Genomic DNA, 23,437 nt, shown 5'->3' on the forward strand with positions numbered 1-23,437 from the left:
GGCCGAGCTGCGGGGACGGGCCGGGACAAGCGCCCGACCCGCCTGGGACTTAGGTCACCCGGAGTGAGGGCGAACCTTACATGTTACCTCCGAATCTTCGGTTCGCGCTGCACCGCGAGTAAAGCTCTAGTAAAGTTGATGCCAGTGGTTGCACCTGCAGCCGTTTGAATCAACAGAAAGGGAGCCAATATGGGCTTCATTGCATTTCTCCTCCTGGGGCTCATCGCCGGCGCGATTGCCAAGGCCCTGATGCCCGGAAAGCAGGAGGGGGGTTGGATTGCCACGCTGGTGCTGGGCGTCATCGGCGCCATGGTCGGCGGCTGGCTGGGCGGCATCCTGCTCGATGCAAAGCTGGGCAACTTCTGGGACCTGAAGTCCTGGGTCCTCGCGATCGGTGGCTCCCTGGTGGTCCTGGCCGTCTGGGGCGCGCTGACCGGTAAGAAGCGCTGACACACCCTCTCGGTGAGCTGAGTCCCGCCGCAGCGAAAGCTGCGGCGGGACTTCTCTTTCTGCCGTGGGCGGGATCGCCCAGGCGCGCGTGTGCGCAGCTAGGCGCGTGGGCGCGTGCGCAAGCGGTTGAGGACTTAGTGGCTCTTCACAGATGAGGGTGTTACTGGGGTGAGGGTGGTCGTCGCGCGTGGTAGCGACTCCGTTGCCTCCGTGGTGCCTGTGCCGTTGGGATCGCTGGTGGCTCGGCACTGGGGCTGTCTTGGGGGCGCCGTCCTGGTGGAGCGGTGGCAGCGTTAAGTGGGAGCGGGAACAGCGCCAGAACACCGGCCAGGTGGTGGACGGCATGCGCGAACGCGACCGGCACACCCCTGCCTCGCAAATGCTGCACCGGGGTACATACGACCGCTTGGTGCCATGGCACCGCTCGGTCGCATGTACCCCGACCGCACGCTTGTGCGCTCGGGGGCACCGCGCCACCACCCACCACCCACCACAGCCCCACCTTCAGCTGTGAAGAGCCGGCTTGGTGCACCTCTCGTAGGGTTCGTGCACCTCTCGTGGGCTTAGTGAACCAGTCGTAGGCCTACCCGGTCGGGTAACCCCTCAATAGGTGCACCAAAACCTCAATCGGTGCACCAAGGGATCAATAGGTCGACTAACCCCTCAACCGTTTGCGCAACCACCGCCTACCAGACCCCGGGCCGGGCCGCAAATGCAGTCGAGACGCAACCGGCGAACCCGGGCGCGCGGCGCCGGGGCGCAGGGCGCGGCTCCTGGTGGATGTCTGCGTCAAAACCCGGGCGCGCCGCGCCGGGGCGCTGCGCGACGCAACGAGAAGCGAGGCGCGCGGGCACAAAACGGGGTGGGGCCCCGGCCAGTTGGCCGGGGCCCCACCCCCAATTTCCCGAAGCATCAGGGCAGGCGCAGGCCCGTGGAAGCGGAGAAGTTGTGCTGGTGGTCCGGGCGGATGCGGACGTGCACAACGCCACCCGGGGCCGGAGCGGTGCGCGGAGGAACGCGCACGATCAGCTGGTTGGACTCGTGGCCGGAACCGAAGTTGCCGTCGTGCTCGCCCACCAGGGAGCCGTAGATGTAGGCGTCGGAGCCCAGCTCCTCGACCAGCTCGACCTTGATCGGGATGGAGCCCTCGTCGGTGGCGGAGACCAGCTCCAGGGACTCGGGACGGAAACCGATGGTGATCTTGCCGTTGTCCTCAGCGTTCATGGCGGCAACGGTCTCGCGGGAGACCGGCACGCGGGCGGAGCCCAGCACGGCCCAGCCGCCGTTGACGGTGAAGGTGCCCAGGTTCATAGCGGGGGAACCGATGAAGCCTGCCACGAACTCGTTGGCGGGGGTGTCGTACATCTCGCGCGGGGTGCCGACCTGCTGCAGCAGGCCGTCCTTCAGCACGGCGATGCGGTCACCCATGGTGAGAGCCTCGGTCTGGTCGTGGGTCACGTAGACGGTGGTGACCTCCAGGCGGCGCTGCAGGGAGGCGATCTGGGTGCGGGTCTGCACGCGCAGCTTGGCGTCCAGGTTGGACAGCGGCTCGTCCATGAGGAACACCTGGGGCTTGCGCACGATCGCGCGGCCCATGGCGACGCGCTGACGCTGGCCACCGGAGAGGGCCTTCGGCTTGCGGTCCAGGTACTGGGTCAGGTCGAGGATCTCCGCAGCCTCCTTCACGCGGCGGGTGATCTCTTCCTTCGGGGTGCCGGCGATCTTCAGGGCGAAGCCCATGTTGTCGTGCACAGACATGTGCGGGTAGAGCGCGTAGTTCTGGAACACCATGGCGATGTCACGGTCCTTGGGCTGGACGTCAGTGACGTCGCGGTCGCCAATGAAGATGCGACCGGCGTTGACGTCCTCCAGGCCCGCGAGCATGCGCAGAGAGGTGGACTTACCACAGCCGGACGGGCCGACCAGCACTAGGAACTCGCCGTCGGCGATCTCCAGGTCCAGGGCGTCAACGGCGGGGCGCTCGGCGCCGGGGTAGACGCGCGTGGCCTTGTCATAAGTTACGGTTGCCATTTTTCGGTTTCCCTTCACGGGCAGGTACGTGCCCGACGATCCGAGTGAAGGTGTCAAACGTGTCCACGTTGACACTCGTGGCGGTTGCCACTTGAAGCAGTCTGCCACATCAGCCTGCCTGGAAGGTAGAGATTGTGTGAAAAATTGCTGGAATCTTTTCCGGCAGTGTTTGCCACGGGGTGTGGACCCACTTAGCCTGGCTCCATGTCGGGGCAAAGGGTGCGTGTGGTTGGCGGCTACCAACTGGGCGCCTGCTTGGGGTCCGGAGGAAGTGGCACTGTATACCGGGCGCTCGCTCCCAGCGGCCAAGAGGTCGCGTTGAAACTGTTGCATCCCCACGTCGCCAGTGACCCCGTGGCCCGGGAGCGGCTCAAGCGGGAAGCCCATATAACCCAGTTGGATGCCCGTTCCATCGCGGGAGTCTTGGATTTTGAGATTGACGGGGACGAGCCGTTCATTGTTTCCCGGCTGGTGGAGGGGCCCACTCTGGCCGCTTTCGTTGACACACATGGCCCGTTGGGGCCAGTGGAGTTGGCCAACCTGGCGGAGGATCTTGCTGCCGGGCTGCACCTGGTGCACGCCGCCGGGGCAGTTCACCGCGATGTCTCGCCGCGCAACGTGATCATGTCAGCGTCAGGTCCCGTACTGATCGACTTTGGTATTGCGCAGTGGGTGGGTTCAGAGCGCGTCACCGGAGCCGGCCTGGTAATAGGAACAGCCGGCTATTTCCCGCCCGAGTATTGGCGTGGTAGCGCGCAAGAGATGACGCCAGCTTTCGACTGGTGGGGTTGGGCGGGCGTGCTGACGTTTGCCGCTACGGGGAGGCCGCCGTTTGGATCCGGTAACCCGGTGGCGATTTTAGAGCGGGCTGAGCGTGGGCAGGTTGACGTGGCCGGGCTGGGCCACGACCTAGCCGAGCTGCTGCGCGCTGCCCTCCATCCTGACCCGGCTCGCAGGGGGCAGCCGACGCAGACGCTGCAGGGTCTTTCTGACCTGGCAGATGCCGCGTTTGCACCCACCGAGGTTGTTCCCGCTGGCAGCCCTGTGGAGACCGACTGGTTGGTGCACGGCCAGGCGGCGGCCAACACCGAGATTCTGGGGGAGTGGCTGCCTGCCCAGGGCGCCCTGCCAACAGCGCCGGTCCCCGAGTTTTCAGCGGACGCCGGCCAGACGGATTTGCTCTCAAGTGCTGCCAGGGGAGAGTTGGCGCAGGAAGCGATTCCCACGGCCGTGCTGGGCAGCTGGGCAGGTGAGCAATTGCACGACGCCGCCCCCGCCACCTTGCCGCAGGAGGCCTGTGATCTACCCACCCAAGTTTTAGGCGTGGGCCGGGGGGACGACGTCGGCCACTACTACCAATCCGAAAACCGGCCGCAGTTTGACCAGGCGGCGCGCGACGGACAGACCACCGCCATGCCCGCTGCCCCCGGCAGGTACGCGAACGCCGCGCCCTTCCCTCAGCAGGCCCAAGTGGAGCAGCCAACCAACCTACCTAACGCGTCTGCCTACTGGAATGGGCAGCCCATCGCCCCGGTTCCCGGTGCCCTGGGCGCCCCGCCGCCAATTCCTACCCCACCGGGCTTCCCACTGGGCGTGCCCAGTAAATCGGCCCTGTTCCAGGCGGCCATGCAGCTGCCGTCTCACGCCACGCCGGGGCAGTACGTGCCGCAGCCGGGGGAGCAACTCGCGCAGTCGGTGCCCCCCGTGCACTGGGCGTCTCTAGCTCAGGCTGGCCAGTGGCAGGGAACGCAACCGGCGGCCTGGCAGGGCCCGGTAGGCGCCTCCACCGGCCCGGCCCTGGCTCCCGCGTGGGTGCGCACGGTCTTTGCCCTGGCTGTGGGCGCAGTTCTGGCAGTCATGAGCCTAGGGGCGTATGCCGGCTACGCGGCCATATGCGCGGCCACCCTGGCCTTACTCACCGCAGTGGTGGGAGAAAGCACGGCCCGCCAGCAGCCCTGGTGGCGCGCCGCGCTGAACGTCCCGCTCTACCTGGTACGCCAAGCAGTAATGCTGGCGCCGGTCGGAGCAGCGATATGGCTCGCCTGGCGCGCCGGGGCGTGGCTGAGCGCCTCCGCGCACCTCTCCCACGTGCAGCTGACGGCACTGGGAGAAAGCGGCGCGAAAGCAGCCCTCGTCTTCCTGGTGTGGGTGGGGCTGTGGCACACGCCCCTGGCCCGCCACTCGCGGGTGGGCACCGCCGCCCTGCTGGCAGAGCTTCCCCGCCGGGCGGTGGTCACCCTCAGCTTCCTCCTGGTCCTCCTGGCCGCCTACGCCCTAACGCAGAGCGGTACCAGCGCATAGCCGGCGCGAAAGGCGACAACGACAACGGGGCGGCGCCGGGGCGGCGTCGGCCACCAGTACATTCCCAGCCAAAGCCGCTAGAGTGATCGCGTTTGACCGCGAAATCGTAAGGGAAGAAAACATGGCGAAAGAGTCTCGACCCACAAGCAACGAGCGCCGCGAAGCAGCCCGCAACCAGGCTGCGCAGCGCAGGGCAGAACAGCTCAAGCGAGACTCGCGCAACCGCATGCTCATGATCATCGCCATCGCCACCAGCCTGGTGGTCGCGGTCGGTGCCATCGTGTTCGCCGTCTACAAGAAGAACGCCAACGCGGGCAAGGTGGACCAGCCCGCGATCGTCACCGACAACGGCGGCGTGTCCTTCGCCGGGCCGGCCAAGAAGGCCGGCACCAGCAGCGACGGCAAGCCGGTCCTGGACGTCTACTTCGACTACTCCTGCGGCGCCTGCGCCCACTTCGAGCTGGCCCAGCGCGAGACCCTCGCCAAGCTGCTGGACGACGACGCCGTGAACGTGGTGCTCCACCCCGTTTCCATCCTGGGCTCCACCTTCACCGACGCCGCCGCCAACGCCTTCTACGAGGTGGTGGACAAGAACCCGGAGCTGGCCTACCAGTTCCACGAGAAGCTGTTCACCGTGTTCCTGGAGGCCAACCAGGCCCAGGACGCCAGCAAGCTGAGCTTCGAGGCGATCCAGAACACCGCCAAGGAGCTGGGCGTGCCCCAGTCCACCATCGACGCGTTCTCCAAGAACACCTACGCCCCGCTGGTGTCCGCCTCCACCACTGACTTCGTTACCCGCTCCAACAGCGGCGAGCTCAGCGAGGACAAGCGCGCCGCCACGCCCACCGTGGTCAAGGACGGCAAGCCCTCTGACTTCGCGCTGATCATGCAGCCCGGCGGGCTGGACCAGTGGGTGCGCACCAACACATACCCGACCCCGGCGGCCACGGAGACCACCAAGTAAGGCGGTAAGGCTCCCTCCACCGCCGGGCCCGCCCGATGGGTGCAGGTCCGCCAAAGCACTGGGCCCGCAGCGCGTGCGCTGCGGGCCCTCCGCTATACTCGGCGCTGGCGTTTCAGCGCCGCGCCACCTTAGCTCAGTTGGTAGAGCGCCCGCCTTGTAAGCGGACGGTCGCGGGTTCGAGTCCCGCAGGTGGCTCCGCCCCCTAATTCCCCGCCGGAATTAGGGGGCTTTGTTTTCCGCTAGTCCAGGAACCCTGAGCTGGGCACCTCAACGTATTGTGCAAACTTGGGGGCGAGGCCGTCGCCGCTAGAGCGTCCGTTAATGTGGCGCCCAATCCAGGGCAGGACATCTCTTTGGAACCAGGCAATGTTTTGGCGCAGGGTCAGCTTTTTTACCGCCGACGCGGGCCGCGGAGCCCACTGAGTGCGGTCGGTGGGCATGCCGAGTGCCTCCAGTGCCGCCTGGGTGACGATCTGATGCCCAGAAGATGACAAGTGGATGTGGTCGGGGGCCCAGGCGTTCCAATCCTTCAAAGAGGGAATGCGGAATTGATCGATTACTCGCGAGCCACGCCGCTGCGCGATCACGCGCACCCCCTCGTTGAACTCCATCATGCGCGGACTGATCGCCTTCAAGAGAGGGGAATCGGAGCAGTCGACAAAGGTGGAGGTGAGCACCTCTGCGCCCGTGTCGCGGGCGCGCGCAACGGCCTTGTCCAACGCTTGTAGAAGCCCACGGACGTCGGCTTGCAGGCGCATGACGTCGTTTCCGCCGCCCCAAATGGAGATCAAGTTTGGGCGCATCGCCAACGCCTGCTCCAGTTGGTCACCCAGGATGTTGCCCAGCAGCCGGCCACGAATGGCGAGATTGGCATACCGCAGTGGCGCCATGCCGCCGTCCTGCCGGGCGGCAGAAAGCTCCACGGCTAGGCGGTCTGCCCACCCGATCATGCGGCCCGCACGGCGTGGATCTTCCAGCCCCTCACTGATTGAGTCACCCACCGCCACGTACCGCTCTACCGCAGACAGGTCCAGGGGGAGGGCAGTGCGGCCAAAGTGCTCCCGCCCCCCTCGCAGTGGAGCCCCCCAGTAGAGGTCTGGGTGGGACGACGCTCCTCCCGCCGGTGTGCTTGTGTGGGCGGATGAGGTGGAGCCGGGGTGAGCTGAGGGCATGAATCCTCCTTGCGCGATCAGAGCAGTCAAGCTTGCGTCTGCCCTCACACAGCATAGGGGGAGGAAGCCTCCGTTATGCGTGCCTACCGGCGGGTGTGGTTGAAACAGCGTGGGTCGCCCAGACCTATCGGTGCTCGGGCGACCCACGCTGTGCTCAACGGTCTTTCAGCAGCCTCTCCAATGCGCTTTGGACCGCCGGGTGCAGGGTGGTTGTGCCTCCCAGCAGCTCTACCCGCCGCACCGTGGAGGTGGCAGTCAGGTAGCTGGCCACCTCCGGGCTGAGAGCGGTCTGGCGGCTGAGTAGTAGCGGCGCACGCAGGTTTGCGGCCAACGCGGTTCCGGGGAGACCATCTGCAAAGGTGGCCCCGCTTGCTACCACCAGAGCAGAGGGAGCGGAGTGGAAACGTTGGACTAGTAGCGCAGCGGTGGCGTATCGATCCGCCCCCACTACCGGCATGAGATTGATTCCCGACACGTAGTGAGAACCGCGCAAGGACTGCGCAGGCAGCCCACCTACGGCCACAACAGGCAGTGAGTCGTGAGCCGCCAGGTAGGCCCTAGTCGCAGGCGGAAGCTGGGCTGCCCGTGTCAGCAGCACGATGCCACCGTGACGGGCGGCAGTTGGTCCTGCCGCTAGAGAGTCCGCGTAGTCCATCCCGTTGGCCAGGAAGACTCGTTCCACCGTACTGATGCGGGCCACCTCTGCGGCCACAGCTGTGGCGGTGGAGAACCGATCCGGACCGGCCAAGCGGCGCACGGAGAAGCCCGCTCGGCGCAGCTGTGTTTCCTTCAGCGAGGACACCGTGCCGGTGCCGCCAACCAGGTAAACCTCCGTGACCTGCATGTTGTGCAGCTCGGCCAGGACTCCGGGTTCCACCGTGCTCGCCGTAGTTAGTAGCAGTGGACCGTCAATCGCGGCGGCCAACGGCCCTGCCGTGACTGCGTCCGCGAAACCCAGCCCGCTTGTTACTACCGCAGTAGTGCCACTAAAACGACCGGCACGCGCTGCCGCCAAGGCGGTTTCGACTCGGTCGGCTCCCCAAACGCGGTGCACGATTGCCGGGCCGGGAGAGGGGATGGCAGATATCGACGTGCTCGGTGTGGAGCTCGGCGTCTGCGTTGGGGGTGGTGCGACCGTTGGCGTCTGCGTCGGGGTCTGCGTTGGCGTCTGCGTTGGGGGTGGCGCGACCGTTGGCGTCTGCGTCGGCGTCTGCGTTGGGGGTGGCGCGACCGTTGGCGTCTGCGTCGGCGTCTGCGTTGGGGGTGGCGCGACCGTTGGCGTCTGCGTCGGGGTCTGCGTCGGGGTCTGCGTCGGGGTCTGCGTCGGGGGTGGCGCGACCGTTGGCGTCTGCGTCGGCGGCGTCGGAATCTGCTCAAGTTCGTGCAGCACAGCCACGGTGCGGGGCGGAATAATAACCGTGCCGCTATTCGCGTCCCACATGGTCTGTTTGACTACTTGATCCACTCCCTCAGCCTGGATAGCGGAGAGCGCAAAGCGGCGGCCAGCAAGGGAATCAACCCGCTGAGTGAGCTGCTGTGGAGAAGCGTTAAATACCGTCAACACGCCGTCGAGCTTGGCATCGACGTCAGCGCCTGCGGTGTCGTCGATCAGCATCATCAGCAGACCGGGCTGGGCGTTAGGGCCACCGGCCGGGAAGGAGACCTTTTCCTGGATGGCCTGTGCGCTACCCAACCGCATCAGGGGTGTGGCGTAGCGCAACCGCACTAGCTCTAGGGAGAGCTGACGGGAGAACTCCAAGTCCGCCGGCTGAGCGCGTAACTCCGGGTTACGCAGTAGTGGAGCCTGCTGCTCCCACAGCTGTTGATTCTTCTCCGCCGGGGGAAGCCCCACTCCGAAGTTGTGCTGCTGCCCGCTCCAATCGATCGCGTTGAAGTGGTCGCCGGAGTTGTAGGAGTCACGGTCCAGGGACTTGGAACGCAACAGGTCCGTGCCGCCGTGCCAGAAGGCAGGTGACTGCCCAAGGGCAACGGTGGCTAGTTGCAGGTTGTTCATGCGCACACGGTCGGCACGCGAGGTGGAAACCGGCAGCTGCAAGACAGAGAGGTCATACAGTGTCTGGTTGTCGTGGGCGTCCACGTAGTTGACGCTCTCCCCTGGCTGGCTGGCATACCCGGCAGGCCCGGAACCGTAGCTGAGCTCGGCCCCGGATTTTACGCCGTCCTTGGTCTCAAAGGAGTAACTGGCCAGGTTGCCTGCCATGCCCAGGCGCACCAAGTCTGTGAGATAGCGCAGGTGCTCCACGCCCTGCTGTGGGTGGCCGTTTGGATCAGTCACCAGCCCGGTTCCAAAAGCCTGGGTGTGGCCCTCGTGGCCGTGTACCCCGTCGCGAAGGCGGTCGTTGAAGGTGGCGATGCCTGTGCCATTCAGCTGGCCCTGGGTGGCCTGGTAGAAGCGGGCGTTGTTGGCTACCTCGCCAAAGTTCCAGCCCTCGCCGTAGAGGTGGATGGTTGCTCCGTCTATTCCGTCCTTGTCTAGGGTGAGTTGACGCAGACCGGCCTGAACTGCCTCCAGGTTGGCCCGGGAGGAGTGCCCCATTAGATCGAAACGGAAGCCGGAAACCTTGTAGTCGCGTGCCCAGGTGGTGACTGCGTCCACCATTAGCTGCTCGGCCAAGGCGTTCTCCGTGGCCAGGTTCTCGCAGCAGGTGGAGTTCTCCACCTTTCCGTCAGCGTTTAGGCGGTGGTAGTAGCCCGGTACCACCTTATCCAGAACGCTTGTGCCGCCCTGCCCGGAGGATGCCGTGTGGTTGAAGACCTGATCCGCCACCACTCGCATGCCGGCATGGCCTATGGCGGCCACCATTTCACGGTATTCACGTACGCGTCCGGCGGCGCTGGGGTCGGAGGCGTAGGAGCCTTCCGGTGCGAAGTAGTGGTAGGGATCGTAGCCCCAGTTGAATCCGTCGAGGTCCTTCACGGCAGCCACTGCGGCCTGCTGCTCGGTAGAGTCCGGCGCAGCGGCAGGAATGCTAGCCACTGCCTGCTCGGAGGCAGGCTCCGGGATGGTGGCGATGTCGTTGGTGGGGAGCAAATGGATGGAGTTGACCCCGGCCTGCCCCAGTTCACGCAGATGGCGCATACCGGCGGAGTCGCTCACTGTGAAGGCCTTGTATGTGCCGCGTAGCGCAGCCGGGACGCTCTGGTCGGTGATCGAGAAGTCGCGCACGTGCAGCTCGTAGATCATCTGGTCCACCGAGCGCTTCACCTCCGGGACGCGTAGATCCTGCCACTGCGGCGGGGCGAGGGCCGGATCTGCCATGTCTAGCAGCACAGAGTGGGTTGAGGCCGTGGTTAGGCCCAACGAGTAGGGGTCGGTTACCGCGTTCGTGACTACCTTCGCCTCGCTGGGGACGTATACGTCCACCAGGTAGCGATACGCCCGGTTCTTCCACTCTCGGCTGCCCTCCACACTCCACGTTCCGCTCGCCTCGTCGCGCGTGGCGGAATATTGCGTGGGCTCGCCGGTGCCTTCGGGATTGTCCCAGAGCTGGAGGCGGACCTGCTTGGCGGTGGGTGCCCACAGGCGCAGGGTGGGCGAGGCCTGCTGGGTGCCGGGAGCGGTCCAGGTCACGCCTAGCCGGGTCTGTGCTGCAGCGGGTGCGTACAGCGCGTCGAGCGCGCCAGCAATCTGCACGCCGGTCAGAGTCAGTGGCGTCTGCCCCTGGGAAACGAGCACCGCCATGCTGCCGGTGAGCAGTTGCCCCAGCCTGGCAGCGTCTGCGTCACTGAGCGTGTAGATGGAGTATCCGCGCAGGTGCGGGTACTTGGCGAGCTGAGCGGCTGTGGGGGTGGCGCCTGCACGGGTCAATGGTAGGGACGACGCCTCGCCGTCCGCAGCGTGGGGACGCCCGCCGCGCAACTCAACCTGCGTGGTGGGGGAGACCAACAAAGCCACCTCGACCTGGGCGGGATTGTGGCCGTCGAATTGGCTGGTTGGTAGCGCCAAGGTGCGTCCGTCTACCCAGATGGCCCGGGCGGCGGTGGACTGCATGCTGCCCAGGTCGGTGAAGGTTATCTCCAGGCGGTGGGTGTCCGGGCTGTAGGTGAAGACCGGGGCCTGGCCGGCAGGAAGGGTAAAACGGTAGTTCTGCCCGCCGTCCCCGTAGTTCTCTGCCCAAGATAGGCCGTGGGCCACCTTGACCTCGTGCTCTCCGGCAGGAATCCGCTTGGAGGTGAAGTGGAATTTGCCGTCCTGCCCCGGCCACATTAGCCCTGCTAGGCAGGCCGGGGCCCAGTTTCCTTCCAGGTCCCCCTGCGTGCAGCCAAGCGCTGCACCGAAGGTACCGGGCAGGGTGACGAGCGGGAAGGGAGGAGAGGTGAAGAAGGCATGGGAGGAGTGATCGTAGATGAAGGTCACCTCCGTGGCTTGGGGCAAAGATAGGGAGACGTTTTCCCCGGTGGGCGTGCCATAGTTCTCTTCCCAAGATCCGCCCACGGCGATCTTGTATTGGTGCTCGCCTGCGGGGAGGGACAACTTGCCCACGTATAGTCCTGATTCTGGGTCTTTGCTTAGCTTCGTGTGCAGGCAGGCCGGATCCCAGTCCCCGTCCACGCCCCCGGTGCAGCCCAACTCGGAGTTGAAGGTTCCGGGAACTGTGACCAGCACTCCGGTTTGTTGCACCTGTGTCCCTGTAGTCAGGTCAACGCCCACCACGCCGTAGCCAGCAGAGGCATGCCGGTTCCCGTTGGCGTCCACAGTTACAGTTCGGTATTCCACAACGGTGCCCGCGCTAAGCGCGGAGACGTCGTGAAAGACACGCGCGTCCTGTCCGGTGTCTACCCCGAGAGGGTGCCATTGTTCCTCGCCTGCCAGCCGGTATGAGAAGGAGGTCTCAGACCACTCTAGGCCGCTCATGTCTGTGCCTACCGGAGCCAGCCCGGTCAGGCGGTGGCCTGCGAGTGTAAGACCACCTGTGACTCGGGTGGGCTGTCCGGCCGGGGCCGCGCCGACCTCGGTGAGAGGAGCATCGGCGCGATAGACGACGGCACCGAAGGGCGGCACGGTGATCTCCACCCGTCCGTCGGCATCGGAACGGACAGAGGGACCGCTAGCGCCCACCGGGGCGAAGGTGGCGTCCTTGGACAAGGCCGTGACTGAATTGGTGACAGGGGCGGCGGAGTTGTTCACAGCTACCAGGTACTCCACTTTCTCGGCGCGCTCCACCCGGGAGAAGGCGTACATGCCGGAGCCGGAACTGGACCAGCGCTCTATCTGCGCGCCGGCGCTCAAGGCTGGATGATCCTGGCGCAACTTGGCTAGGGCGGAGATATGGCGGTAGAGCTGCGCGGACTGGTCGTAACGATCGGAGCTGCCCAGTTGAGTGCCGTCCAGTAGCGGTTGTTCGGCGTACTCTGTGGTGGCGGTGGCAAACATGTCCTGGCGGGCATGCTTGTCAGTGCCGTTGCCTACTCCAACAAAGCCTTGCTCGTCTCCGTAGTAGATCACCGGTTGGCCGCGCGTGAGGTAGAGCAGGCTGTGAGCCAACTCGGCCCGTGCCATTGCGTTGTCTGATTCGCGGAGTAGGAATCCTACCCGGCCCATGTCGTGGTTGCCCAGGAAGGTCGGCAAGACGATAGCGGAGGAAGTGGGGGTGGTGTAGTAGTCGTCGTCTGCGAATAGGCGCTTGAGGGTGGCATCGCCTCCCTTGCCGCGCGCGAACTCCGTGGCTCGGTGCTGGTAGCCGAAGTCCAGTACCGCAGACATGTCCGTGCCGCGCACGTAGGCTGCCAAGAGGTGGGCCGGTCGGTCATATACCTCGCCGAAGGTGAAGAAGTCGGGGCGCCCGGCTTCGTTGGCGTGCTGATGGACCAGCTTGGTCCAATCCCGCCAGAACTCCATGTTGACGTGTTTGACCGTGTCAATGCGGAAGCCGTCCAGGCCCATGTCCACCCAAGTGTTGTAGATGTCAGCCATTCCCCGTACCACGCGGGGATGCTCGGTCATCAGGTCATCAAGGTTGCCGAAGTCCCCCAGCAGGGCGCTCTCCCCCTGACCGCTCGGGTCCATCGCCCCGCGGTTGTGGTAGAGGGTGACGTCGTTGAGCCAGTCCGGCACTAGACGAGGAGACTCTCGACGTGTAGGCCGGTGGGGGAAGGAGATGGTGGCGTCCAGAGCCGGAAAATCGGGACTCGAGGCGAGTGCTGAGATATCTATTTCCGCCCCGGTTGCGTCCCTGTAGGGGCGGGTGGCCAGGTCAATGTACTGCTCTGTGTTGTCCTCGTAGCTGATGAGGTCAGCGGTGTGGTTGACGACGATGTCAAAGTAGACCTTCATCCCACGCGAGTGGGCCTGGGCGATGAGTTCGCGCATGTCTTCGTTGCTGCCCAGGTGCGGGTCGATGCGAGTGAAGTCGGTGATCCAGTAACCGTGATACCCGGCAGAAGCCTGCTCCGCCTCGCCCTGCACAGCCTGGTTCTGGAATGAAGGGGTGAGCCAGATGGCGGTGGTGCCCAAGTTTTGGATGTAGTCAAGTTGGGCGATGATTCCGCGGAGGTCCCCACCGTGGAAGAACGCCTTGTCGGTGGGGTCGAAGCCGGTGGTCAAGCGATCGCCGGTGGCACCACCGCGGTCGTTCGTGGGGTCGCCGTTATGGAACCTGTCCGTTAGGACAAAATAGAAGCGCTGACCTGCGCCGGGGTGGGTTGCTGGGGCCTGAATGAGGGCCGAATCGGCTTCCGTTAGGGCAGGCTCCTGGTCGGGCAGACGCAGCCCGATGTGCTTGGTGGTGTAGTCGAAGGTGATGGAAATCTGTGTGGGGCCAGCTAGGCGCAGAGGAATGTTGGAGTTGGTAAAGCCCTCTTTGCCGTAGGTCTCGTTCCAGGTGCCGTCCATGGCCACCTTGAACTGGTAAGAGCCGGCTGGAAGCTGCCCCCGGAATTCGTACTGGTTGGGGTTGGTGGCAGATTGCTGCATGAGCGTGCTAGCACAGCCCGGATCCCAGTCGGATGCACAACCAAGCTGGGTCTGGAGGTCTCCAACCAGTGTGGCGGTGCGAGCAGGGGCGGCAGCAGCGGGAGTGGATGCGGTGAACAGGCCGGCCACAAGGCCGGAAGTGGCTAGCGCAATCGCGCAGAGGGTGGCCACAACACGCCGTCGTACTGAAAACATTGCAGTCCATTCTCTGAAACGTTGCAATAGATGCTACGTGAGCAAGATCGCAAAGTACAGAGTGGAAAAGTAGGCGACGTCGGCGAACACGGTTGGACCGCCGTCGGCGAGCCGGGCAGAAGCACAAGCAATCGGTAGTGGCAGAGGGAGTGAAGGCAGCGAGGGTGCCAGGTGCAGGAAACGAAGAACAAACCCCCAAACGCCAGGGCAGGCAGGAGGGCTGCCTGCCCTGGCTGACCCAGGCAAGCCAAGGGGCGAAATATTCAAGTAAGCAGAATGCAAATGTGGCGCTGCTGATACAGTCCGTAGCAGCCGCCCAAGCTCTGCTGGGCGCAGTTCGATCTGGAATGGAGCTGGTCACATGAAAACTAAGCATCCCGCGCGGTCAGTGGCGCTGTCCGCCTCATTTGGGGTCCTTCTATCCTCCATCTTCACCCTGTCCAGTCCAGCAATGGCCGACCTCGAGGCGAATCCAAACCGGGCCGCACCGGCCAGTTCCGTCGCCTCCTCCACCGTAGTGATGGCAGGAAAGGCCGCCCTGGGAGATGGCATCAATGAGGACCTGACCCTGACTGACCTGGCGGTGCGCGGGCAGGGGGGATGGATGCGCTACCGGATCCCTGCCCTGACTCAGTTAAACAACGGGGACCTGCTTGCCGTATTCGACGGCCGACCCACCATGCGTGACCTGCCCAGTAACATCACGCTACTGATGCGCCGCTCCACTGACGGCGGAAAGACTTGGCAAGGCGCCCAAGTAATCCGCCAAGAGTCGGCACCGAATGGTTTTGGGGACCCCTCTTTGCTCGTGGACCGCCAAACCGGAAAGGTCTTCGTCTTCTACGCAGCCTCCATCAACGCAGGCTTCGCCAATTCCACCACTGGAGCCGGTGCAACCGACCCGAACGTGCTGCACGCCGACTATTCCGTCAGTGAGGACAACGGGGTCTCCTGGAGCCATCACCGCATCACGGCTGACATCAAAGCCGGCAGCACGGACATGGCGGGCATGTTCGCTGCCTCGGGTGAAGGCCTCCAACTACGCCAAGGGGAAAAGGCCGGCCGCCTGATCCAGCAGTACACGGTGCGCAAGGGCGCAGGCAATTACGCTCTGTCCGTCTACTCCGATGACCACGGCGCCACTTGGCACGCCGGTGGGCTTGTGGGACCCGGGGCAGATGAGAACAAGGTGGTTGAGCTTTCCGACGGCACAGTGCTGCTGTCTTCGCGCGCTGCCCCAGCCCGCAAGATTGCCCGCTCTAACGACGCAGGACTGACCTACAGCCCCTTCGAGACTGACCCTAACCTGCCCGATCCGGGCAACAACGGCAGCATCATCCGGGCCTTCCCCGACGCCGCGCCCAACAGTCCCCAGGCGCGCATGCTACTGATGAGCAACACTGCCAACTCCAACGTACGCCGCAACCTGACAGTACGAATGTCATGCGATGACGGCCAGACCTGGCCGGTCTCCAAGGTAGTGCAGTCGGGCGCTTCGGCGTACTCCACCCTCACCGCGCTCAAGGAGGGCAGCGGAGAACGGGGTGGGAAGTACGGGCTCTTCTACGAGCGTGACGGTTACCGATACTTGTCTTACACGAGCTTTGACTTGGAGTGGCTAGGCGGTGTTTGCGCCTCCATGGGGCAGACCAGTGAGGTGACTGGAACCCAGGGGGCTCAGGTCACGGTGCCGGTAGAAATAACCAACCAGTCAGGGGCTGACCTGGCGGCCGGTCAACTGGAGGTAGTCACCCCGGGCTGGGCCGCCGCTCCCGTAAACGTTGCCCAAATCTTGGCCGGTGGCAAGGCCACCGCCAACGTCCAGCTGACCATTCCAGCTGGGGCGGACCAACGTAGACACCCGGTTACGGTTCGTTTCACCAATGCAGCCGGAAGTGCCCAGTTCAACGCGGTCGTGGAAGTAAACTCCCCCCTTCCTGCCGAGGCGGCAGCTCCCAACGTGGAGATAAGGCCCGTGCTGGATGCTATCTACCCAGGCGGAGTGGACGGCATAGTAGGCGACAAGATTCAACCCTGGGTCGAGGTGGTAAACTCCGGCAACGTAGCGGTCAACGTGGCTTTCAGCGCCCCGGCCGGTGCCGCGAACTGCAACGTCAACAACCTGGCCCCGGGGGCCACCAGCGTATGCCGAAACAACAGCCCCTCCCACGTGGTGACACAGGAAGACGTGATTGCTGGCGACTGGAGCACCACCTACACCGCCACAGCTACCGGAGGGGGAAAGAGCGTGGAGGCTAGCGCAAAATTGGTGCCGGTCAACGTACAGGATTCCGTAAGCTTCAGCACCGAGGTGGGAGTGTGGACTCCGATCAACACCACCTTCGCCACCTCATCCTTTACTCGTGTGCCATTGGTGGGGGCAATCGGTGACGAGGCGCCCCCCGGCACGCCGTTGAAGCTGACCGTACCGGCCAACTCCCGCTCTTCGGCGCAGCTGGTGGTTACGCCCCAAAAGGACGTAGCTAAGCTTCAAGTGGAGGTCTCTGCCCTGAAGCAAGCAGAGCACGACCTGGGCCAGATTGTGCAGGTGCGCTACCCGCTTTACATCCCTGACCTGAACAACCCGGGCCAGCTAGTTGCCGATCCGCTCAGCAGCGAAAACACGATTGAGGTGGGCGCCAACTACAACCAGCCGGTGTGGTTCACGGTCCGCATGCCCGAGAACGCCAAGGAGGGCACCTACCGCGCCACCGTGCAGGTGAAAGCCGATGACAAGCTTGTTGCAAGCTACCCGTTGGAAGTCACGGTCCCCAAGGCCAAATTGCGTCCAGTGGCCAAGCGCCCCTTCATCCTGGACATGTGGTTCCACCCCGACGCAGTGGCGGACTACAACGAGCTGCAGCCGTGGTCAGACGCGCACTTCGCGGCTCTGGTCCCCTACTGGAAGGAGCAGGCAGAGGCAGGTCAAGACGTCCTGGACCTGGCGGTGGTGGAGGATCCCTGGTTGGTCCAGCTCAACACTGGGACAATCCATGCTCAGACTGCCTTCCCATACCGTTCCACGGTGGAGTGGAAGTTTGATGGGACCAGCTGGTCATTCGACTACACGGTATTTGACCGTTTGGTCACCGAGGCTCGGTCCAATGGAATCGGCAAACGCATCCACGCCTTTGCGCCCCTCCAGTTCCAGTCCCGGGACCGCCTCTACTACCTGGACACCACCACCGGGAAGCACGTGTCGGTGTCCATGGGTATCACGGACCAGCGCTACCGGGCGGCGTGGGTTGCCTTCCTGCGCGACTTCAAGCGCCACCTGATTCAGCAAGGTTGGTTCGATGACACGTCGTTGGCCTTCGACGAGCAGCCGGCTGCCCGCATGGAACAGGCCTTTTCGTTCATAAAGGAGGCCGACCCCGCTTGGGAACCCAAGATCGCGCTGGCCGCAAACACTCTGGCGGAAGCCGATTTGGCTAACTTCATCTCCTTCAACTACACGTTCCTGGATCAGGTTTCTCAGGACTTGATTGAGCGACGCCGCAGGGCGGGAGAACCGACTTTGTTCTACACATGGAACGAGCCGGCCAAACCGAACACGGTGGTCAAGACCCCGCCCTTCAACGCCCGCACCATTGGTTGGGTTGTGGAGCAACGCAACTTGGACGGCTACCTGCGGTGGACCTTCAACTCATGGCCCTTAGACGTTTATAACAACCCCAGCTTCCGCTACGGGCAGGGCGATGAGTACGTGATTTATCCCGGTGAGCAGGGGCCGGTTTCTTCCATTCGGTGGGAGGTCTTCAAGGACGGCCTAGAGGATGCCGAGCTGCTGAACTTGGCGAAGGAGAAACTAGGGCAGGGCAACGCCACGCTGCGCCTTGCACTAAGCAGCGTGCGGGCGGAGGACGATGCCACGCGCACCAACTTCGACAAGCTCAACGGATTGCGCGACGCTCTGCTCGCGGCTTTGGGGGACGAGAACCTTACTTCCGTGACGGTGGGGAAGGTGCAACTCGATCGCACGGCGGTAGAGGATCCGAGCAATCCGATTACCGCCAGCGTGGAGCTGCGCAACATCACCGACCAGGAGCGCACAGTGACCGTCAATGTGGTTGGCGAACTGTTTGCGGCGGCTCCTACCACGGTAACGCTGGCCCCACTGGAGGCAAAGACCGCCCAAGTCGAATTCTCCACCCGGGGCAAGGTGGGCATCGATACCGTCCAGATCAGAGTGAGTGCGGGGCCAAGCGAGCTGTTTTCTCAGTCATTCCCGGTGGTGGCGGGTGGTTTCTACCTCTCTGACCAGACCTGGACCCAGGTGAGCAATGGGTGGGGACCGGTGGAGAAGGACCGCTCCAATGGAGAGGACCAGGCCGGTGACGGCGGCCCGTTGCGGATGGGCGGCAAGCTTTATTCCAAGGGGCTGGGGACACACGCGGCCTCCCAGGTGGACGTGACCGTGCCGGCTCACTGCAAGGAGCTGATCTTCGACTACGGCATTGATGATGTGCAGCGCAGGCCTGGTTCCGCAGCCTCCGTGGTGTTTGAGGTCAAGTCCGGTGCCACGAGCTTGTGGCGCTCTGGCTTGATGACGGCTTCGACTCCTACGGGGAGTGCCAGGGTTGCCCTCAATGGGCAGACGCAGCTTTCCCTGCTGGTGGATCCGCAGGGACGCAACGGACAAGACCACGCCGATTGGGCCGGGATGTGGGTGCGTTGTTCAGACAACGTGGAGATCCCGACCACGGCTCCGACCTCGGCTCCGACCTCGGCTCCGCCTACGACGGCTCCGCCTACGACGGCTCCGCCTACGACGGCTCCGCCTACGACGGCTCCGCCTACGACGGCTCCGCCTACGACGGCTCCGCCTACGACGGCTCCGCCTACGACGGCTCCGCCTACGACGGCTCCGCCTACGGTTCCAACTGTCCCTGCGCAAGTACGCCGTTTGAGCGGTGTCGATCGAGTCAAGACCGCTATCGAGGTCGCCCGTGCGGAAAAGTGGGGGAGAACTGCGATCCTGGCCTCTGGAAACAACTACGCAGATGCGTTGGCGGCCGGTCCGCTGGCGGCAGCCCACAACGCCCCGGTCTTGTTGACCACCGGCGCCCAACTCGAATCCGAGGTGCTCGGCGTGCTGCGAGAAAAGGGCATCACCAAGGTGATTGTCGTAGGCGGCTCCGGTTCCGTCTCTCCCGGCAAGCTGGCTGCTTTGCAGCGCGCTGGTCATGGAGTTGAGCGCGTGTTTGGTGTAGACCGTTACGACACTGCCGTGCAGGTGGCCAAAGCCACCGAGCGCGTGACCGGCTCTAAGAAGATGGTCTACGTCGTTGACGGCACCAACTTTCCTGACGGTGTGGCGGCGGGGGCCTTGGCTGGCCGTACCGGTGGGGTAGTGGTGTTCAGTGCGGGCAAGGCATTGCCGCAGGTGACCGATGGGTACTTGAACGCGGGTTTACGCGTGGTAGGAGTCGGTGCGGCGGCACACGCCCTGAGCAAGAACGGTTTCATCGCGGGCCTCACGATGGAGACTGTGGTGGGTGCCACCCGCTACGAGACGGCAGCCGATCTTGTCAGTACATATGCCCCGGCGGGTACACGAGTGGTGGTGGTTTCGGGCGCTACGTACGCTGACACCCTGGCAGGCGGGGCCCTGGCGGCTAGCCATGACGGCGTGCTGCTTCTCAGCCGCGCCTCGACGCTGCCTGCTGCGGCGAGCGCGGTGATAACTGAACGCAAGCCACGCTTCGTTGACATCGTTGGCGGTATGGCTTCGGTCAACGCCGGCGTGGAACGCGCGCTGCGCCAGTTGCTGCGCTAACTAAGCGGCGAGGGGCGGGCTTACTTCGGTGAGCCCGCCCCTTCTTTTCCGCGTGTTTCCGTACTGCCAGGCAGAGGCGAATGCCGCGCTCTCCAGGTGGGGCGGCGGTGAAGGGGCTCAGGTAAGGAAACCGGGCTACCTAGGGCAGACGCCAGTCGATCGGGGCGGCCCCTTGGGCCTGAAGGGCCGAGTTAACCCGGGAGAAGGGGCGGGAGCCAAAGAAGCCGCGTGAGGCAGAAAGTGGGCTGGGGTGGGGGGAGGCGATGATCGGGGTGCTGCCCAGCAGCGGGGCCAGGCTTTGCGCCTTGGCTCCCCACAGGACCGCCACCAGCGGGCCGCCGCGCGCTATCAGCGCCCGGATGGCAGCCTCCGTGATTGCCTCCCAGCCGCGCCCCTGGTGCGATCCGGGCTCGCCCACCCCCACACTCAGCACCCGGTTGAGCAGCAAAACGCCTTGCTCGGTCCACGGCGTGAGGTCTCCGGTGGTGGGCAGCGCCACCCCTAGGTCGTCTTGCAGCTCCCGGTAGATGTTGACCAGGCTGCGTGGTGGGGCCACACCGGGGGCGACGGAGAAGGCCAGGCCTACCGCGTGCCCCGGCGTGGGGTAGGGGTCCTGCCCGACGATCAGCACGCGCACGTCCCGCAGCGGCTGGGAAAAGGCTCGCAAGATGTGCTGCCCGGCCGGCAGGTAGGGGCGCCCGGCGGCGCGCTCGGCGTGCAGGAAGTCACCCAGCGCAGCCAGTGCCTCCTCCTGCGGGGCCAATGCGCGTGCCCAGTCGGGCGCCATTATCTGGGTCAGGGGCGGGAAATGACTCACCCCACCACCCTAAGCGCTTGCGGGTGCCCCCGGATGCCCCTCGGGGCCGGCGTCGGTGGGAGCGGTCCGAGCGGGGGCGGTGTCGCCTGGAGGGGCGCGGGCGGGACGTCGTCCGTACTCGCCACGGAAGGGGGTCCGTAAGGTTCGCCGGGGCGGGTGAAAGCGGCGCGAAGTGCCCGGATTTAATCAACACGCGCGGGCAGCACCGTGCGGTAGGTAACGCGGCGCGGTAATCTGCGAACGTGAGTGAGTATCCAGAGGACGAGTTCGATCGCGCCGCAGAAGGCGTGCCGGAGGGCGTGCACCGCGCCCCTGAGCCGTGGTGGCGCGGGCTGCTGCCCTATCTGGTCGTGATCGTGGCCGTGCCGCTGGTGGCGTGGGCGGGCGTGGCGCTGCTGTCCAAGATGGGGGCCACCAACCCGACCACCCCCACCACGCCGTCGGCCGTGGCGCCGGCTGTTCCCACGCAGCAGTCCAACGAGGAGGCCGCGGCGCAGGCCCCGGAGGAGACCACCGCCCCGGCGGAGACGCAGGCACCGCCGGCCGAGCCGACTGAGGAGGCAGCGCCCGCAGAGGAGCCCGCTGACCGCAGTATCAACGTGGTGGTCTACAACGCCACTGACGTGGCGGGCCTGGCTGGTGGAGCCGCCGACAAGGCCAAGGCGGCTGGATACACCAACGCTGCGGCCAAGAACTTTGAGGGCACCGCCCCGAGTGAGAACACCGTCTACTACGCCGGTGAGGCCAACGCCGTTGAGGCGAAGGAGGTGGCCGCCGCGCTCGGTATCACCGCAGTGGTGGACGACGCTGCCGCCGCGCAGTCGGCTCCCGTTGTCGTTGTGTTGGTTACACAGTAGGGAGAAACTGCGGCTTGAAACGGGTGTGCCCCTCGCGAACAACGCGAGGGGCACACTTGCACTCTCGGGGGCAGAGTGCCAGAGTTGGGTTAGCACTCCCCAGGTGGGAGTGACAAGACAACCCGGTTGAGCCGCGAGGTAAGGCGGGGCGCCGCAATCGCGTGGCGGCCCAAGAGATCGTCCGTCGCGGGCGTGGCCAACCACCCACACGTATTCGTGAAGGAACGTAAATGGCCAAGATCATTGCTTTCAACGAGGAGGCCCGCCGCGGCATGGAGCGCGGCCTGAACATCCTCGCCGACACCGTCAAGGTCACCCTTGGCCCCAAGGGCCGCAACGTCGTCCTGGAGAAGAAGTGGGGCGCCCCCACGATCACCAACGATGGTGTGTCCATCGCCAAGGAGATCGAGCTGGACGAGCCGTTCGAGAAGATCGGTGCCGAGCTGGTCAAGGAGGTCGCCAAGAAGACCGACGACGTCGCTGGTGACGGCACCACCACCGCCACCGTGCTGGCCCAGGCCCTGGTCCGTGAGGGCCTGCGCAACGTGGCCGCTGGTGCCAACCCGATCGCGCTGCGTAAGGGCATCGAGAAGGCCGTTGAGCGCGTCGTGGCCCAGCTGCTGTCTGACGCCAAGGAGGTCGAGACCACCGAGGAGATCGCCGCCACCGCCGCCATCTCCGCCGGCGACGTCGAGATCGGCGCCAAGATCGCCGAGGCTCTGGACCGCGTTGGCAAGGAGGGCGTGATCACCGTCGAGGAGTCCAACACCTTCGGCCTGTCCCTGGACGTCACCGAGGGTATGCGCTTCGACAAGGGATTCATCTCCCCCTACTTCGTCACCGACGCCGAGCGCCAGGAGGCCGTCCTGGAGGACGCCTTCGTGCTGCTGGTGGAGTCCAAGGTCTCCAACATCAAGGACCTGCTGCCGCTGCTGGAGAAGGTCATGCAGGCCGGTAAGCCGCTGGCCATCATCGCCGAGGACATCGAGGGCGAGGCCCTGACCACCCTGGTGCTGAACAAGATCCGCGGCACCTTCAAGTCCGTGGCCGTCAAGGCCCCGGGCTTCGGCGACCGCCGCAAGGCGATGCTGCAGGACATGGCGATCCTGACCGGCGGCCAGGTCATCTCCGAAACCGTTGGTCTGAAGCTGGACAACGCCGACCTGGAGCACCTGGGCACCGCCGCCAAGGTGGTTGTCACCAAGGATGAGACCACCATCGTTGGTGGTGGCGGCGACGCCGAGGCCATCGCTGCCCGCGTGGCCCAGATCCGCGCCGAGATCGAGAACACCGACTCCGACTACGACCGCGAGAAGCTGCAGGAGCGCCTGGCCAAGCTCTCCGGTGGTGTGGCCGTGCTGCGCTCCGGCGCCGCGACCGAGGTGGAGCTCAAGGAGCGCAAGCACCGCATCGAGGACGCCGTACGCAACGCTAAGGCCGCCGTCGAAGAGGGCATCGTTGCCGGTGGTGGTGTGGCCCTGATTCAGGCCGCCACCAAGGCTTTCGAGGGCCTGAACCTGGAGGGTGACGAGGCCACCGGTGCCGCCATCGTCAAGGTGGCTGTGGAGGCACCGCTGAAGCAGATCGCCGTCAACGCCGGCCTCGAGGGCGGCGTCGTGGCTGAGAAGGTGCGCCACCTGCCCGTGGGCCACGGCCTGAACGCCGCCACCGGCGAGTACCAGGACCTCATGGCTGCCGGCATCAACGACCCGGTGAAGGTGACCCGCTCTGCGCTGCAGAACGCCGCCTCCATCGCCGGTCTGTTCCTGACCACCGAGGCCGTCGTGGCCGACAAGCCGGAGCCGGAGGCCCCGGCTGCTGGTCACGGCGCCGACATGGGCGGCATGGGCGGCTTCTGATCGCCCTCTAGCGGAGGCTCGCGCGGTTCCCGGTAGGGGTGCGGGCGGACGCAAACGACGGAGCTAGGTTCTCCGCAG

General features: G+C 65.1%; 10 protein-coding genes and 1 tRNA gene. 7 read left to right on the forward strand and 4 right to left on the reverse strand.

Annotated features, from left to right (window positions below; genetic code table 11):
- Positions 1-189 precede the first annotated feature (189 nt).
- Positions 190-450, forward strand: a complete 261-nt coding sequence (locus tag ABYF38_RS05995) for a GlsB/YeaQ/YmgE family stress response membrane protein (RefSeq protein ID WP_371151486.1) — start codon at positions 190-192, stop codon at positions 448-450.
- A 912-nt stretch (positions 451-1,362) separates the two neighbouring features.
- Here the strand turns inward: ABYF38_RS05995 and ABYF38_RS06000 are convergent.
- Entirely contained in the window at positions 1,363-2,481 is a 1,119-nt protein-coding gene (locus ABYF38_RS06000) for an ABC transporter ATP-binding protein (protein ID WP_371151487.1), read from the reverse strand.
- A 204-nt stretch (positions 2,482-2,685) separates the two neighbouring features.
- Between ABYF38_RS06000 and ABYF38_RS06005 the strand changes: the two genes are divergently transcribed.
- From ABYF38_RS06005 to ABYF38_RS06015, 3 genes are all read left to right on the forward strand, one after another.
- Complete coding sequence (locus tag ABYF38_RS06005) at positions 2,686-4,782, forward strand: serine/threonine-protein kinase (protein WP_371151488.1); 2,097 nt, start codon at positions 2,686-2,688, stop codon at positions 4,780-4,782.
- Between the two features lie 121 nt (positions 4,783-4,903).
- A complete protein-coding gene (locus ABYF38_RS06010) occupies positions 4,904-5,746 on the forward strand; it encodes a DsbA family protein (RefSeq protein WP_371151489.1) in 843 nt (280 codons plus the stop codon).
- A gap of 122 nt (positions 5,747-5,868) precedes the next feature.
- A tRNA-Thr gene (locus ABYF38_RS06015) sits at positions 5,869-5,941 on the forward strand.
- Positions 5,942-5,985: 44 nt separating this feature from the next.
- Here ABYF38_RS06015 and ABYF38_RS06020 read toward each other — a convergent pair.
- Both ABYF38_RS06020 and pulA read right to left on the reverse strand, forming a co-directional pair.
- Entirely contained in the window at positions 5,986-6,918 is a 933-nt protein-coding gene (locus ABYF38_RS06020) for an SGNH/GDSL hydrolase family protein (RefSeq protein ID WP_371151490.1), read from the reverse strand.
- Between the two features lie 154 nt (positions 6,919-7,072).
- Positions 7,073-14,047 (reverse strand): pullulanase-type alpha-1,6-glucosidase, encoded by a 6,975-nt coding sequence (gene pulA / locus ABYF38_RS06025; protein ID WP_371151491.1) that lies wholly within the window; start codon positions 14,045-14,047, stop codon positions 7,073-7,075.
- A 361-nt stretch (positions 14,048-14,408) separates the two neighbouring features.
- Between pulA and ABYF38_RS06030 the strand changes: the two genes are divergently transcribed.
- Complete coding sequence (locus ABYF38_RS06030; RefSeq protein ID WP_371151492.1) at positions 14,409-19,826, forward strand: glycoside hydrolase domain-containing protein; 5,418 nt, start codon at positions 14,409-14,411, stop codon at positions 19,824-19,826.
- A gap of 139 nt (positions 19,827-19,965) precedes the next feature.
- On the opposite strand, the gene ABYF38_RS06035 is transcribed toward ABYF38_RS06030, so the two are convergent.
- Positions 19,966-20,643 (reverse strand): uracil-DNA glycosylase, encoded by a 678-nt coding sequence (locus ABYF38_RS06035; RefSeq protein ID WP_371151493.1) that lies wholly within the window; start codon positions 20,641-20,643, stop codon positions 19,966-19,968.
- A gap of 242 nt (positions 20,644-20,885) precedes the next feature.
- Between ABYF38_RS06035 and ABYF38_RS06040 the strand changes: the two genes are divergently transcribed.
- Positions 20,886-21,500: a LytR C-terminal domain-containing protein gene (locus ABYF38_RS06040; RefSeq protein WP_371151494.1), complete on the forward strand. Its 615-nt coding sequence runs from the start codon at positions 20,886-20,888 to the stop codon at positions 21,498-21,500.
- A 230-nt stretch (positions 21,501-21,730) separates the two neighbouring features.
- Positions 21,731-23,359: a chaperonin GroEL gene (gene groL, locus ABYF38_RS06045; protein ID WP_371151495.1), complete on the forward strand. Its 1,629-nt coding sequence runs from the start codon at positions 21,731-21,733 to the stop codon at positions 23,357-23,359.
- The last annotated feature ends 78 nt before the right edge of the window (positions 23,360-23,437 follow it).

Origin of the sequence: Buchananella sp. 14KM1171 (genome assembly GCF_041380365.1) — a bacterium.
Taxonomy (GTDB): Bacteria; Actinomycetota; Actinomycetes; order Actinomycetales; family Actinomycetaceae; genus Buchananella; species Buchananella felis.

What these genes read in the sequence shown, in the direction of transcription:
- ABYF38_RS05995 (WP_371151486.1), top strand. Translation starts at nt 190, where the DNA reads ATGGGCTTCATTGCATTTCTCCTCCTGGGGCTCATCGCCGGCGCGATT.
- ABYF38_RS06000 (WP_371151487.1), bottom strand. Translation starts at nt 2,481, where the DNA reads ATGGCAACCGTAACTTATGACAAGGCCACGCGCGTCTACCCCGGCGCC.
- ABYF38_RS06005 (WP_371151488.1), top strand. Translation starts at nt 2,686, where the DNA reads ATGTCGGGGCAAAGGGTGCGTGTGGTTGGCGGCTACCAACTGGGCGCC.
- ABYF38_RS06010 (WP_371151489.1), top strand. Translation starts at nt 4,904, where the DNA reads ATGGCGAAAGAGTCTCGACCCACAAGCAACGAGCGCCGCGAAGCAGCC.
- ABYF38_RS06020 (WP_371151490.1), bottom strand. Translation starts at nt 6,918, where the DNA reads ATGCCCTCAGCTCACCCCGGCTCCACCTCATCCGCCCACACAAGCACA.
- pulA (WP_371151491.1), bottom strand. Translation starts at nt 14,047, where the DNA reads ATGTTTTCAGTACGACGGCGTGTTGTGGCCACCCTCTGCGCGATTGCG.
- ABYF38_RS06030 (WP_371151492.1), top strand. Translation starts at nt 14,409, where the DNA reads ATGAAAACTAAGCATCCCGCGCGGTCAGTGGCGCTGTCCGCCTCATTT.
- groL (WP_371151495.1), top strand. Translation starts at nt 21,731, where the DNA reads ATGGCCAAGATCATTGCTTTCAACGAGGAGGCCCGCCGCGGCATGGAG.